This window comes from Rhizobium sp. L43, from assembly GCF_002531725.1.
GTDB lineage: Bacteria > Pseudomonadota > Alphaproteobacteria > Rhizobiales > Rhizobiaceae > Rhizobium.
Map to the genome: position 1 here is coordinate 17,564 of NZ_NWSQ01000020.1, position 13,695 is coordinate 31,258.

A 13,695-nucleotide genomic window follows, 5' to 3' on the forward strand; every position below is an offset into this window, starting at 1 on the left:
GGCGATCCGCCTTTGCGTCCATCGAGCTTTCGGGGCCGGCAGTCGCTGGCGGTCCTCCAAGGGGCATTGGGGTGTTTCCTCAGACACGCCAATTGCTTGTTTCAGATCGAAAAACGGCGCCTTCGGCGCCTGACAACAGGAGAGGGAAATGAAAAACACTGCTCTGAAAAGCTTGCTGCTTGCCTCCAGCCTGCTGACGCCGGCAGGTCTCGTCCATGCCGCCGACGTCACGCTGACGCTCGAAAGCTGGCGTAACGATGACCTGCAGATCTGGCAGGAAAAGATCATTCCGGCGTTCGAAGCCAAGAACCCGGGCATCAAGATCGTCTTCTCGCCGACCGCGCCGACCGAATACAATGCTTCGCTGAACGCCAAGCTCGATGCCGGTTCCGCAGGCGACATCATCACCTGCCGTCCGTTCACCTCGCTCGAACTCTTCAACAAGAAACAGCTTGTCGACATCACCAGTCTGCCGGGCATGGAGAACTTCTCTCCGGTCGCCAAGGCCGCCTGGGCGACCGACGACGGCAAGTCGACCTTCTGCGTGCCGATGGCATCGGTCATCCACGGCTTCATCTACAACAAGGATGCCTTCGATAAGCTCGGTATCTCCGTGCCGAAGACGCAGGACGAGTTCTACGCAGCGCTCGACAAGATCAAGGCCGACGGCACCTACATCCCGCTCGCCATGGGCACCAAGGATCTCTGGGAGGCCGCCACCATGGGCTACCAGAATATCGGCCCGAACTACTGGAAGGGTGAGGAAGGCCGTAAGGCCTTGATCGAAGGCAAGCAGAAGCTGACCGACGCCGAATGGGTCAAGCCCTATGAAGAGCTTGCCAAGTGGAAGCCCTATCTCGGCGACGGTTTCGAAGCCCAGACCTATTCGGACAGCCAGAATCTCTTCACGCTCGGCCGTGCCGCCATCTACCCGGCCGGTTCGTGGGAAATCTCGCTGTTCAACAGCCAGGCGCAGTTCAAGATGGGCGCCTTCCCGCCGCCGGTTCCGAAGGCCGGTGACACCGGCTACATCTCCGACCATCCGGATATCGGCGTCGCCTTGAACGCGAAGAGCACACATGCCGAGGAAGCCAAGAAGTTCCTCAGCTGGGTTGCTTCGCCTGAGTTCGCCGACATCTATGCGAACTCGCTGCCGGGCTTCTTCAGCCTGAACTCCACCCCGGTCAAGATGTCCGATCCGCTCGCTCAGGAATTCGTCTCCTGGCGCGGCCCGTACAAGTCGACCATGCGCTCGACCTATCAGATCCTGTCGCGGGGCACGCCGAACCTCGAAAACGAGACCTGGGTCGAATCGGCCAACGTCATCAACGGCACGGATACGCCGGCGGTTGCTGCGGAGAAGCTGCAGAAGGGCCTCGACAGCTGGTACAAGCCGGCCAAGTGATGTGATCAGGGGCGGCGTTTGCTGCCCCTCATCCGGCCTGCCGGCCACCTTCTCCCTGCTTGCGGGGAGAAGGAGACTCGCAGCGACCTCCCAGCCCGACATGGCATCTCAGCAGGGCGTGTTCCCTCTCTTCCCAGGTGGCAGAGAGTTAGGGTGAGGCGCAACGTTTTCCACCTGTGCTGCCGTTGCAGCCAGTCGACAAGAACAGGCAAAAGCCATGAGCCAAACCGACAACGCGGCCGATATCGTCCCGATCAAGCGCCCGGTGCGCTGGCATATTTTCGTCTTTATGCTGCCGGCCCTGATCGTCTATTCCGCCGTCATGGTGCTGCCGCTCATCGAAACGCTCCGGCTTTCGCTCTACAATACGGTCGACGGGCAGCCTGCCTTTGTCGGACTGGCGAATTTCAAAGTGCTGTTCGGCGATCCGCGCTGGGCGCATGATTTCTGGAATGCGCTCGTCAACAACCTGATCTTCTTCGTCATCCATATGTGCGTGCAGAACCCGATCGGCGTGGCGCTGGCCGCCCTGCTTTCGGTGCCGAAGCTGAGGGGCGTCGCCTTCTACCGCACGGCGATGTTCCTGCCGACGCTCTTGTCCTTCGTCATCGTCGGTTTCATCTGGAAGCTGATCCTTTCGCCGATCTGGGGTGTCGCCCCGTGGATGCTCGATCTCATCGGCTTGAAATTCCTGTTCGCGCCCTGGCTCGGCCAGTCCGGCCCGGCGCTGATCGCAGTGTCGCTGATCTCCAACTGGCAATATATCGGCATTCCGATGATGCTGATCTATGCGGCCCTTCTTAGCATCCCGGAGGAAGTGATCGAGGCGGCCGAATGCGACGGCATCACCGGCTGGGCGCAATTCTGGAAGATCAAGCTGCCGCTCATCCTGCCGGCGATCGGTATCATCTCGATCCTGACCTTCGTCGGCAATTTCAACGCCTTCGACCTGATCTACACCGTGCAGGGGGCGCTTGCCGGGCCTGACATGTCGACCGACATTCTCGGCACGCTGCTCTACCGCACCTTCTTCGGTTTCCAGCTGCAGCTCGGCGACCGCTCGATGGGCGCGACGATCGCCACGGTGATGTTCCTCATCATCCTCGCCGGCGTCTCGCTATATCTCTTCGTCATCCAGCGGCGCATGCGTCGCTACCAGTTCTGAGGAGCGCGCATGTCCAAGGCACGCACATCTCCCATCCGCACCGGCCTCGTGCATCTGGCGCTCGGCGCCTATACGCTGGTCGCGCTGTTTCCGGTGTTTCTGACCATCGTCAACTCGTTCAAGGATCGCGCCGCGATCTTCCGCGAGCCGCTGATGATCCCGACGCCGTCGACTTTCAGCCTCGTCGGCTACCAGACGGTGTTGGGGCAGGGCGATTTCGCCACCTATTTCCAGAACAGCTTCGTCGTCACGATCGTCTCGATCCTGCTGGTGCTGCTCTTCGGCGCCATGGCGGCCTTCGCGCTTTCGGAATATCGCTTCCGCGGCAATACGCTGCTCGGCCTCTATATGGCGATCGGCATCATGATCCCGATCCGCCTCGGCACGGTGGCGATCCTGCAGGGCATGGTGGCGGCAGGCCTCGTCAATACGCTGACGGCGCTTGTCCTCGTCTACACCGCGCAGGGCATACCGTTGGCGATCTTCATCCTGTCGGAATTCATGCGCACGGTTTCGGACGACCTCAAGAATGCCGGCCGCATCGACGGGCTTTCCGAATATGCGATCTTCTTCCGCCTGGTGCTGCCGCTGGTGCGCCCGGCCATGGCGACGGTCGCCGTCTTCACCATGATCCCGATCTGGAACGATCTCTGGTTCCCGCTGATCCTGGCGCCTTCCGAGGCCACCAAGACGGTCACGCTCGGCTCGCAGATCTTCATCGGCCAGTTCGTCACCAACTGGAATGCGGTGCTGGCGGCGCTGTCGCTGGCGATCCTGCCGATCCTCGTCCTTTACGTCATCTTCTCGCGGCAACTGATCCGCGGCATCACGTCAGGAGCCGTCAAGTGACCGTAAAACCGATCCGCGTCCTCGTTGCCGGCCTCGGCAATATGGGCCGCAGCCATGCGCTCGCCTATCACAACAATCCAGGCTTCGAGATCGTCGGTCTCGTCAACCGCTCAACGCCGCAGCTCGAGCCCGAGCTGCAGGCCTATACTGTTCATCCCGACTTCATGACGGCGCTCGCCGAGCTGAAGCCGGACCTCTGCTCGATCAACACCTATTCCGACAGCCATGCGGATTATGCCGTCGCCGCCTTCGAGGCCGGCTGCGACGTCTTCGTGGAGAAGCCGCTGGCGACCACGGTCGCCGATGCCGAGCGTGTCGTGGCGGCGGCTGAGAAGGCGGGGCGCAAGCTGGTGATCGGCTATATCCTTCGCCATCACCCTTCCTGGATGAAGCTGATCGAAGAGGCGCGCAAGCTCGGCCCGCCTTACGTTTTCCGCATGAACCTCAACCAGCAGTCCAGCGGCCCGACCTGGGCGACGCACAAGTCGCTGATGCGCACGACCTCGCCGATCGTCGATTGCGGCGTGCATTATGTCGACGTCATGTGCCAGATCACCGACGCGAGGGCTGTCGAGGTGCGCGGCATGGGGCTGCGCATGTCCGACGAGATCGCCGCCGACATGTATAATTACGGTCATTTGCAGGTGCTGTTCGAGGACGGTTCGGTCGGCTGGTACGAGGCCGGCTGGGGGCCGATGATCTCGGAAACTGCTTTCTTCGTGAAGGATGTGATGTCGCCGAAGGGCGCGGTGTCGATCGTCATGGATCCGAACGCCAAGTCCGACGACATCGACACCCACACCAAGACGTCGGTGATCCGTCTGCACACGGCCGAGACCGGCCCGGACGGCAAATTCATCCGGCCCGACCAGGACGTGAGGATGACGGGCGAGCCCGGTCATCAGGCGCTCTGCGACCTGGAACAGGCCTTCATGCTGAGGGCGATCCGCGAGGATCTGAACCTCGATCGCCATATGGCGGATGCGGTGGCGTCGCTGCGCATCTGCCTTGCCGCCGACGAGAGCGTGCGCACCGGCCAGCCGGTCAGATTGTAAGGAAAAGCCAGTGGGATCACTTCAACTCAAATCCATCCGCAAGACTTATGGCACGCATGAGGTGCTGAAAGGCATCGACCTCGAGGTCGAGGACGGCGAATTCGTCATCTTCGTCGGGCCGTCGGGCTGCGGAAAATCGACGCTGCTGCGCAGCATTGCAGGCCTCGAGGACGTGACCTCAGGCGCCGTCATCATCAACGGCCGCGACGAGACGCTGACGCCCCCGGCCAAGCGCGGCATCGCCATGGTGTTCCAGTCCTATGCGCTCTATCCGCATCTGACGGTCAAGGACAATATGGGGCTTGGCCTCAAGCAGGCCGGTACCGCCAAGGACGAGATCGACAAGCGTGTCGGCAAGGCATCCGGCATGCTGTCGCTGGAGCCCTATCTGGCGCGGCGGCCGGCCGAGCTTTCCGGCGGCCAGCGCCAGCGCGTCGCAATCGGCCGCGCCATCGTGCGTGAACCGGAACTCTTCCTGTTCGACGAGCCGCTGTCCAACCTCGATGCGGCGCTGCGCGTCCAGACCCGCCTCGAAATCGCCCGGCTGCACCGCAGCCTGAAGGCGACGATGATCTACGTCACCCACGACCAAGTCGAGGCGATGACGCTTGCCGACAAGATCGTGGTGCTGAATGCCGGCGCGATCGAGCAGATCGGTTCGCCGATGGAACTCTACAAACGACCGGCCAATGTCTTCGTTGCCGGCTTCATCGGCTCGCCGCAGATGAATTTCATCGCGGCCGAGAAGGTCGGCGACCACAGCGCCAAGACGATCGGCGTACGTCCCGAACACCTGACGCTGTCGCGCGAACAGGGGACTTGGGCTGCAAAGGTCGTGCATGTCGAGCATCTAGGCGCCGACACGATCATCTATCTGGAATCCGACCAATGCGGCCTGCTGACGGCGCGTCTTTTCGGCGAGCACCAGTATGAGCCGGACGAGATCGTCTATGCGACCCCAGACCAGGCGCACGTGCATCGTTTCGATGTAGACGACCAGGCGATCCGCTAAGCGCATGACAGAACGAAAAAGCCCTGCCAGCCAGTCTGGCGGGGCTTTTTCATCTCCCGTCGTGCGCGGTTCGATCAGCCGAGCACGGGCCGCATGAAGCTGCGTTCATAGCTGACGATACTGCGGTTGCGTTTGTCGAGTTCGAAAGCGGCCTGACATTCCGGATCGCTTGCCATGCGTGTGCGATAGTCCTCGTAGGCGGTAAGGCTCGGGAACGAAAACAAGGCAACGGCAACGTTGTTGGCGCCTTCGGACGGCAGGAAATAACCGTGATGGGTGCCGCCCATCCTGTTGACGATCGGAATCCAGAGCCGGGCATATTCCTCGAATTCGGCAAGCTTGTACGGATCGATCACATAGCGCAGGTGGCAGGTAATCATTGAAATATCCCATCGCGTAAAATGCTGGGCAAGGCTTGCCCGGCTCATTTGGTTTCTCACCTTCTGGCACCGGGCTAGCAGAGTTCAAGTGCATTGTGGTGATGGCTGCACCACGTTTGCTGATGGTTCGGCCAGCCTGAAATGAAAAAGGCGCCGTTTCGCGGCGCCTTTTGCGTAAGCGGCATTGGCGAACTCAGTCGCGGATGATCAGCAGGTCAGCTGCCATGAAGCGCAGCGTTACCGTTTCGCCGGCCTGCGGCGGGGTCACGCCAGGGCTGTTGAACATGTCGAAGGAGATGACGTTGCCGCCGACATTCATGCGGGTGCGGATGACCGAACCCAGGAAGTGAGCCGAGACGACCTGACCGGTCAGCGCAGTATCGCTTCTGGCGCTATCGGAGAGCGAGCCTGCTTCCGGGCGCAGCGCCAGCGAAATGGTTTCGCCGGCCTTGTGGGCTGCGACCGACTGCTTCAGCGTGATAGCCTGGTCGCCGATCTGGATGCGGTTCGTGTCGGGGTCGACGACCTTTGCCTCAATGAGGTTCAGCGTGCCGACGAAGGAGGCGACGAAACGCGTCGCCGGCGTGTTGTAAATTTCGAAGGGCGAGCCGATCTGGTCGGCCTTGCCAGCATTCATGACAACGATGCGGTCGGAGATCGACAGCGCCTCTTCCTGGTCGTGGGTGACGAAAACCGTGGTGATGCCGAGTTGCTGTTGGATCTGGCGGATTTCCTCGCGCAGCGACACGCGGATCTTGGCGTCGAGTGCGGAGAGCGGCTCGTCGAGCAGCAGCACCTGCGGCTTGACGGCCAGCGCGCGGGCAAGCGCAACACGCTGCTGCTGGCCGCCCGACAGCTGGTAGGGGAAGCGGTCGGCCAAGTGATCGAGCTTGATCAGACCGAGCATTTCCTTGACGCGGGCATCGATCTCGGGCTTCGGCGCGCCGGCGACCTTGAGGCCGAAGGCGACATTATCGTGCACGGTCATGTTGGGGAACAGCGCATAGGCCTGGAAGACCATGCCGATATTGCGCTGGTTCGGCTTCAGAGCGCTCTGATCCTTGCCGTTGATGGTCAGTGTGCCGCCGGTCGGAGTTTCGAAACCGGCGATCATGCGCAGGACGGTCGTCTTGCCGCAGCCAGACGGTCCGAGGAAGGAGACGAACTCACCCTTCTCGATGTTCATGTTGAAGTTCTTGACGACCTGAACCGGGCCGAAGGATTTCTGAATGTTGGTCAGTGTGAGAAAGGACATGAACCAGTTACCTTAAGCCTTTGCCGGGCGGGCTTTGCCGACGCGGGAAACGAGGTTGAGCAGGCCCATGCTGAGCCAGGTGATTGAGAAGGCGATGACGGCGAGCGCCGACGGCTCATAGGCCTTGTTGGCACCGACGAGCTGCAGATACGGGCCGAAGGCCGGGCGATTGAGCAGTGCGGCGAAGGTGAATTCGCCCATGACAATCGCGAGCGTGATGAACGCGCCCGAGAGCACGCCGCTCATGACGTTCGGGAAAATGCACTTGAACATGATGGTCGTCCAGCGGGCGCCGAGGCTCTCGGCCGCCTCCGTCAGGGTGCGGACGTCGATGGCGCGCATGGCGGTATCGACGGCGCGGTACATGTAGGGCAGGGACAGCGTGATATAGGAGAAGACCAGCAGGATGTTGGTGCCGGTCGTCGAACCCGTCAGCGGCAGATAGGACGACGAGTTGTACATCCTGAGGTAACCGAAGACGATGACGATCGCCGGAATGACGAGCGGCAGCAGCGTGATGAATTCGACGACGGGGCGCATCTGCGGCAGGCGCAGCCGCACCCAATAGGCCGTCGGCACGACGAGCAGCATGCCGAAGACGATCGTCAGCAACGCCATCAGCATGGAATAGCCGAAGGTCTCGCGGAATTGAATGTCCGAGAAGACCGATTCATAGGCATCGAAGCTGTATTCTCCGCGGCGCATGCGTAGCGAAAACTCGATCGTGCCGATCAGCGGAATGACGAAATAGGATGCACCCAGAATGACGGCAATCCAGGCTCCGAGACGTTGAGCTTTCATTTCTGCCACCGTTCGGCGCGCATGCGCAGCATGAGGTAAAGGACGTTGGAGACGCCTGTAATAACGATCATACCGAGCGCGATGGCGTAACCAAGGTTGGCATTGTGCAGGACGTCGCCGCGGATCTGCGCGTAAAGCAGGATCGGCACGATGTTCAGGGAGCTGCCCGTCAGCGCAAAGGCGGTGGCGATGGCGCCGAAGGCGTTGGCGAAGAGCAGCAGCGTCGTGCCGAGCAAGCTCGGCCAGAGGATCGGCATTGCGACCATTGTCCAGTATTGACGGTTGGTTGCGCCTAATATCTGCGAGGCTTCGCGCCATTCCTTCTTCATGCCGTCGAGAGCGGGTGTCAGGATCAGCACCATCAGCGGGATCTGGAAATACATGTAGGTGATGGTGAGGCCGAAGAAGGACAGCAGGTTGAAACCGGTGCCGTAGAGATTGAAGCCGAACCATTCACGCAGGAGGAACGTCACGAGGCCGGTGCGGCCGAGCGTCGCGAGAAAGGCGAAGGCGAGCGGCACGCCGGCGAAATTCGAGGCGACGCCGGAAAAGGTTAGCAGCGTCGAGCGCACGGAGGAGGGCAGACCGCCGAGCACGACGGCCCAGGCGAGAAAGAAGCCGATCAGCGCGCCGCCGAGGGCGGAGGCGACCGAGACGCGGATACTGATCCAGTAAGCGCTGATGATCGATGGGGTAAAGAGATCGCCGATATTCTTCAGCGTGAGGTCGCCCTCGGGCGTCAGGAATGCGCCCGCCACAAGATAAAGCGTGGGGATGATCAGGAACAGCAGGGAAAAAATGATGAAGGGTGCAATGCCCAGCCAGTCGATCACACGGTCTCGGTTGATCAAGGGGGCGCTGCTCACCATAGGCGTTGACACGGTGCTCATGGAAAAGCTCATCCTGGGGCGTCGGAGTGAGAAAACCTCCCCGCCTTGGCGGGCGGGGAGGCTGGATCGGAGATTACTTGACGGCGGCGCCGACGACGGAATCCCAGTTCTTGGTGATGGCTTCCTTGCCGGCGGCCTGCTCTTCGAGCGTCGGGAAGACAGCCTTTTCATAGGCTGCTGCCGGCGGCAGCTTGTCGAGCAGATCCTTCGGGATCTTGTTGTTCTTGGCAAGATCGTTGAATCGGATCGGGTGGCAATAGCCCTTCAGCCAGCCGAGCTGACCTTCGTCTGAATAGAGGTATTCCATCCAGAGCTTGGCAGCGTTCGGGTGGGGAGCGAAGGCGGAGATGGCCTGGACGTAGACGCCGGCAACGACGCCGGTCTTCGGAACAACCACTTCGAACGGAGGATTGCCCTTCAGGCTCTGGCCCCAGGAGAGGGCGTTGTAGTCCCAGGCAACGATGATCGGGGTGGAGCCCTGAGCGAACGGAGCAGCCTTACCGACAACAGGTACGAAATTGCCGCTCTTGTTCAGTTCGGCAAAGAACTTCAGGCCTTCTTCGCCTGCCTTGGCGGCGTTACCGCCGGATGCGGAAAGACCAGCGGCGTAAACGCCCTGGACTGCCTGGTTGGCGGTCCGCGGATCGCCGGCAAGGGCGACGGTGTTTGCGTAGTCGCTCTTCTTCAGATCGGGCCAGTCGGCCGGCGATTCCTTGACGAGGTCCTTGTTCACGAGGAACGAGAGGACGCCGTAATAATCGCCGTACCAGAAGCCGTCGGCATCCTTTGCGGTGTCCGGGATCGAATCCCAGGTCGATACCTTGTAAGGCTGGATCAGGCCGTCCTTCTTGGCGGACGGGCCGAAGGAGAGGCCGACGTCGATGACGTCAGGAGCCTGCGGACCGGTGTTGCCCTTGTTGGCCTTGATGGCTTCGACTTCGTCGCCCGAACCGGCGTCCGGGTTCAGTTCGTTGACCTCGAGGCCATACTTGGCCTTGAAGCCGGCAATGACGTCGCCATAGCCGCACCAGTCGTGCGGAAGAGCGATCGTCGTCAGGGTGCCTTCCTTCTTGGCGGCGGCGATAAGTTCAGCGCTCGGCTCAGCAGCGGCAATCGCGGTCGAAGCCACGATCATCGCAGTAGAAAGCGACAGCAGTCGAGAAATGTTAGAGATCACTGTTGTTCTCCTTCGGGTTTTCAGTGTCTGGCGATGCTGTTAATCAGCTTACATGAAGCTTGTATGACGATTGGATGACGTTCATTTCACCCTGAATATCAGGCGTTTGCGACAAGCGTTCTATTTGCGACAGCGCAGTCTGTTTCCGTGAAAATCCGTCATTGTTTTTCTTTTTGTTTAGTCTTGTCCTCCCTAACCCGGTTTACGGAAAAGCTTGGTCTGCTCGAACAGGCCTTCCAGCGTCTTCATGCGCTCCTTCGTCTCGTCCCAGGTCGAGTTCTGAACGGCCTCGATCAGTGCTTCGACGATGAACAGAGTGACGACGGCGGAATCCCAGGCCGATGGTGCTTCGATCCGGACACGGAAGGCATGCCTGGCGAGCTTGGCGGCGGGCGAGCCCCACTGGTCGGTAAAGACGACGATTTCGGCGCCGCGTTTGCGGGCGGCGGTGGCAAGGCTGACCATTTCCTGCTCGTAGCGGCGGATGTCGAAGATGATCAGGATGTCGCCGGCGTTCATGTTGAGGACATATTGCGGCCAGCTGCTGGAGTTCGACGACAGCAGCGCCGTTGCCGGCCGGATCACCTGCATATGGGTGAAGAAATATTCGGCAAGCGCGCCGGTGATGCGGCCGCCGGCAAAATAGAGGCCGCGTTTGCGATCCGACAGCAGCGCGGCGACGTTGTCGAAGGTCGCGGTATCGAGATCGGTCAGCGTCTGGCGCAGATTGCCCATGATGGCATCGGCGAAACGGTTGAGAATATGGGTGCCCGGCGCGTTCTGCGCCCAGCGATCATGCTTGGCGATCGGGTTCGAGATCGTCGCCTCGACCTCCAGGTGCAGATGCGCCTGAAAGTCCGGATAGCCTTTGAAACCGAGCTTCTGCACCATGCGCACGACGGTCGGCGTCGAGACACCGGCATTCTCGGCGATCGTGGTGATGCTGCCGAGGCCGGAAACCGGGTAATTGTCGAGAAGGCTTTCGGCCAGCTGCTTCTCGGCGCGAGTCAGCACCCCCAAATGCGAGTGTATGACGTCCGAAACCGTCTTCGACGCAACTGTCACGTAAGTATGCTCCCCGGGATGGTCTGGCGCCACTTTCCCACTCAAAGTTAACAACGCTGTCATAATCCATGTCAACCACTGTCATGAAAAGAAATTTTCAGTCGACGCTTGACACCGACCAAAACCTGAAGAATTCTTTTCTTATAAATATTTTATTAAGGGATAAGGAGTGGCGCCTTTGGTGCTGGCCCGGCCGAAAATCCTCAGCGAAGCGGACGGCGACTGCGTCGGGATCGAGCGTGTCGACGGCCGGAGCCCGGTGTTGATCGTCTGCGAGCACGCTTCGAACGCGCTGCCCGCGCATTTCGGCGATCTCGGTCTGCCCAGCGAAGCACTGTCGAGCCACATTGCCTGGGATCCGGGGGCGCTCGCGGTTGCCCGCAGCATATCGCAAGCGCTCGACGCGACGCTCGTCTACCAGCGGTTCTCCCGGCTTATCTACGACTGCAATCGGCCGCCCAATTCACCCGGCGCGATGCCGGAGACGAGCGAGATTTACGCCATTCCCGGTAACCAGGATCTGACTGGGGAAGAACGGCTTGCGCGCACCGACGCTCTCTACGTGCCTTTCCACGATGCCATTCGCGGGCTGATCCGCGATCGCCGAGCGAGGGGGCAGGACAGCATCATCGTGACGATGCACAGCTTCACGCCGGTCTATCACGGCCGCGAACGCGCCGTCGAACTCGGCATATTGCACGATGAGGACAGCCGGCTCGCCGACCGCATGCTGGCGGTCGCGGCCGAGGCGCCGCTTTACAGGACGGAACGCAACGAGCCTTACGGGCCTGAGGATGGCGTCACCCATACGCTGATCCTGCACGGGCTTTCGAACGGCTTGCGCAATGTGATGATCGAGGTCCGCAACGACCTCATCGCAGACGATATCGGCCAAGGGGTTATGGCCGATTATCTGAAAGGGTTGCTCCAGCAAAGCCTGGACGCCTGAATAAAAAGAAGACCCGAGGGAGCAGTCTACTGCGAACGTCCGAATGGCGAAAACGCCGCGGACAATTGGTACTGAACCGGCACGCAATCCCGCGGCCGATCGTGAACAGGGGGAAGTCATGTCGGACTATACCGATCTGGACAAAAAGCAGGATGTGCATATCCTGCATTCGATGGGCTATGCCCAGGAACTCGAACGACGCATGAGTTCGTTCTCGAACTTCGCCGTCTCATTCTCCATCATCTGCATCCTCTCCGGCGGCATCAATTCGCTGGCGCAGGCGACCTCGGGTGCCGGCGGAGCGGCCATCGGCATCGGCTGGCCTGTGGGATGCTTCATCTCGCTCGTCTTTGCCGTCGCCATGGCGCAGATCAGCTCGGCCTATCCGACGGCCGGCGGGCTTTATCACTGGGGCTCGATCCTCGGTAACCGCTTTACCGGCTGGCTGACCGCCTGGTTCAACCTGCTCGGTCTCGTCACCGTGCTCGGCGCCATCAATGTCGGCACCTATTATTTCTTCATGGGTTCGTTCGGCACCAGCTATCTCGGGCTGACGGATACCACAACGGTGCGTATCATCTTCCTCGTCATCATCACCGGTGCGCAGGCGCTCGTGAACCACATGGGTATCGGGCTGACGGCGAAGCTGACCGACTTTTCGGGTTATCTCATCTTCGCGACCTCGATCGCACTGGCGGCCGTCTGCCTGATTGCAGCGCCCTCCTACGAGATCGGCCGTCTCTTCACCTTCGCCAACTATTCCGGCGAAGCCGGCGGCAATGTCTGGCCGTCCACCTCGGGCGCCTGGGTCTTCCTCGTCGGCCTGCTGCTGCCGATCTACACTATCACCGGCTATGACGCCTCGGCGCATACGTCGGAAGAAACCGTCAAGGCCGCCGAGTCGGTGCCGCGCGGCATGGTCGCTTCGGTGCTCTGGTCAGCACTTTTCGGTTATATCATGCTGTGCGCCTTCGTCCTCATGCTGCCGAACATGGACGATGCGGCAAAGCAGGGCTGGAATGTGTTCTTCTGGGCGATGGACAGCCAGGTCAACCCGATCGTCAAGGACATTCTCTATCTCGCCATCCTGGTCAGCCAGTGGCTCTGCGGTCTTGCGACCGTCACCTCGGTCTCGCGCATGATCTTCGCCTTCTCGCGTGACGGCGGTCTTCCGGCATCGAAGGCACTGTCGAAGGTCAGTCCGCAGTATCGCACGCCGGTGGCTGCGATCTGGACCGGCTCCATCCTGTCGGTGCTTTTCGTTTGGTTCACCTCACTCGACTTCATGAAAGTCGGTGATACGCCGGTTTACACGATCGTCGTCTCGTGCACGGTCATCTTCCTGTTCTTCTCCTTCGCGATCCCGATCACGCTGGGCCTCTTCGCCTGGGGCACATCGAAGTGGGACAAGATGGGTCCGTGGAACCTCGGCGAAGGCGTCTTCAAGCTCTTTGCCGTGCTGACTGTGATCGCAATGATCCTGATCTTCATTCTCGGCATCCAGCCGCCGAACGGTGCCGCGCTCTACGTTACTGTTGGCTTCCTCCTGCTGACCGCGATCGTCTGGTTCGGTTTCGAAAGCCGGCGCTTCAAGGGTCCGCCGATCGGCGCCGATGTGGCAAAGCGCCAGGCCGAGATCGCGGCAGCCGAAGCAGCCGTCGGCGAAAGCGGCGAAAAGTAAGCATCGAGGCT

At 60.8% G+C, this 13,695-nt stretch carries 13 protein-coding genes; 7 read left to right on the forward strand and 6 right to left on the reverse strand.

All coding sequences use genetic code 11. The features are described 5' to 3' along the window. Positions 1-148: 148 nt before the first annotated feature. From CO667_RS24270 to CO667_RS24290, 5 genes are all read left to right on the forward strand, one after another. Positions 149-1,405, forward strand: coding sequence for an ABC transporter substrate-binding protein (locus tag CO667_RS24270; RefSeq protein ID WP_018242912.1), 1,257 nt, complete (start codon positions 149-151; stop codon positions 1,403-1,405). Positions 1,406-1,622: 217 nt separating this feature from the next. After that, a complete protein-coding gene (locus CO667_RS24275; RefSeq protein ID WP_097620846.1) occupies positions 1,623-2,570 on the forward strand; it encodes a sugar ABC transporter permease in 948 nt (315 codons plus the stop codon). 9 nt (positions 2,571-2,579) lie between these two features. Then, positions 2,580-3,419 (forward strand): carbohydrate ABC transporter permease, encoded by an 840-nt coding sequence (locus tag CO667_RS24280; RefSeq protein WP_097620847.1) that lies wholly within the window; start codon positions 2,580-2,582, stop codon positions 3,417-3,419. Further along, a complete protein-coding gene (locus CO667_RS24285) occupies positions 3,416-4,474 on the forward strand; it encodes a Gfo/Idh/MocA family oxidoreductase (RefSeq protein ID WP_097620848.1) in 1,059 nt (352 codons plus the stop codon). The genes CO667_RS24280 and CO667_RS24285 overlap by 4 nt, the downstream gene beginning before the upstream one ends. A 10-nt stretch (positions 4,475-4,484) precedes the next feature. Continuing rightward, positions 4,485-5,486, forward strand: a complete 1,002-nt coding sequence (locus CO667_RS24290; RefSeq protein WP_097620849.1) for an ABC transporter ATP-binding protein — start codon at positions 4,485-4,487, stop codon at positions 5,484-5,486. A gap of 74 nt (positions 5,487-5,560) precedes the next feature. On the opposite strand, the gene CO667_RS24295 is transcribed toward CO667_RS24290, so the two are convergent. From CO667_RS24295 to CO667_RS24320, 6 genes are all read right to left on the reverse strand, one after another. After that, on the reverse strand, positions 5,561-5,866 hold the full coding sequence (locus CO667_RS24295; protein ID WP_097620850.1) for an NIPSNAP family protein: 306 nt from the start codon (positions 5,864-5,866) through the stop codon (positions 5,561-5,563). A gap of 193 nt (positions 5,867-6,059) precedes the next feature. Continuing rightward, a complete protein-coding gene (locus tag CO667_RS24300) occupies positions 6,060-7,121 on the reverse strand; it encodes an ABC transporter ATP-binding protein (protein WP_097620851.1) in 1,062 nt (353 codons plus the stop codon). Between the two features lie 12 nt (positions 7,122-7,133). Further along, the gene (locus tag CO667_RS24305; RefSeq protein ID WP_097620852.1) at positions 7,134-7,922 is read right to left on the reverse strand and encodes an ABC transporter permease; all 789 of its coding nucleotides are present in this window, start codon (positions 7,920-7,922) and stop codon (positions 7,134-7,136) included. Next, positions 7,919-8,812, reverse strand: coding sequence for an ABC transporter permease subunit (locus CO667_RS24310; RefSeq protein ID WP_097620932.1), 894 nt, complete (start codon positions 8,810-8,812; stop codon positions 7,919-7,921). Before CO667_RS24310 ends, CO667_RS24305 begins: the two co-directional genes overlap by 4 nt. A 73-nt stretch (positions 8,813-8,885) precedes the next feature. Next, positions 8,886-9,989 (reverse strand): ABC transporter substrate-binding protein, encoded by a 1,104-nt coding sequence (locus CO667_RS24315; RefSeq protein WP_097620853.1) that lies wholly within the window; start codon positions 9,987-9,989, stop codon positions 8,886-8,888. A gap of 192 nt (positions 9,990-10,181) precedes the next feature. After that, positions 10,182-11,054, reverse strand: a complete 873-nt coding sequence (locus tag CO667_RS24320) for a MurR/RpiR family transcriptional regulator (RefSeq protein ID WP_097620854.1) — start codon at positions 11,052-11,054, stop codon at positions 10,182-10,184. A gap of 178 nt (positions 11,055-11,232) precedes the next feature. Between CO667_RS24320 and CO667_RS24325 the strand changes: the two genes are divergently transcribed. Together CO667_RS24325 and CO667_RS24330 are read left to right on the forward strand one after the other, a co-directional pair. Beyond that, positions 11,233-12,003, forward strand: a complete 771-nt coding sequence (locus tag CO667_RS24325) for an N-formylglutamate amidohydrolase (protein ID WP_097620855.1) — start codon at positions 11,233-11,235, stop codon at positions 12,001-12,003. A gap of 118 nt (positions 12,004-12,121) precedes the next feature. After that, positions 12,122-13,684 carry an amino acid permease gene (locus CO667_RS24330; RefSeq protein ID WP_097620856.1) on the forward strand — a complete coding sequence of 521 codons (1,563 nt, stop codon included), beginning with the start codon at positions 12,122-12,124 and terminating at the stop codon, positions 13,682-13,684. The last annotated feature ends 11 nt before the right edge of the window (positions 13,685-13,695 follow it).

Excerpts from the sequence above, each read along its gene's own strand:
- CO667_RS24270 (WP_018242912.1), top strand. The coding sequence starts at position 149 with ATGAAAAACACTGCTCTGAAAAGCTTGCTGCTTGCCTCCAGCCTGCTG.
- CO667_RS24275 (WP_097620846.1), top strand. The coding sequence starts at position 1,623 with ATGAGCCAAACCGACAACGCGGCCGATATCGTCCCGATCAAGCGCCCG.
- CO667_RS24280 (WP_097620847.1), top strand. The coding sequence starts at position 2,580 with ATGTCCAAGGCACGCACATCTCCCATCCGCACCGGCCTCGTGCATCTG.
- CO667_RS24295 (WP_097620850.1), bottom strand. The coding sequence starts at position 5,866 with ATGATTACCTGCCACCTGCGCTATGTGATCGATCCGTACAAGCTTGCC.
- CO667_RS24300 (WP_097620851.1), bottom strand. The coding sequence starts at position 7,121 with ATGTCCTTTCTCACACTGACCAACATTCAGAAATCCTTCGGCCCGGTT.
- CO667_RS24305 (WP_097620852.1), bottom strand. The coding sequence starts at position 7,922 with ATGAAAGCTCAACGTCTCGGAGCCTGGATTGCCGTCATTCTGGGTGCA.
- CO667_RS24310 (WP_097620932.1), bottom strand. The coding sequence starts at position 8,812 with ATGAGCACCGTGTCAACGCCTATGGTGAGCAGCGCCCCCTTGATCAAC.
- CO667_RS24330 (WP_097620856.1), top strand. The coding sequence starts at position 12,122 with ATGTCGGACTATACCGATCTGGACAAAAAGCAGGATGTGCATATCCTG.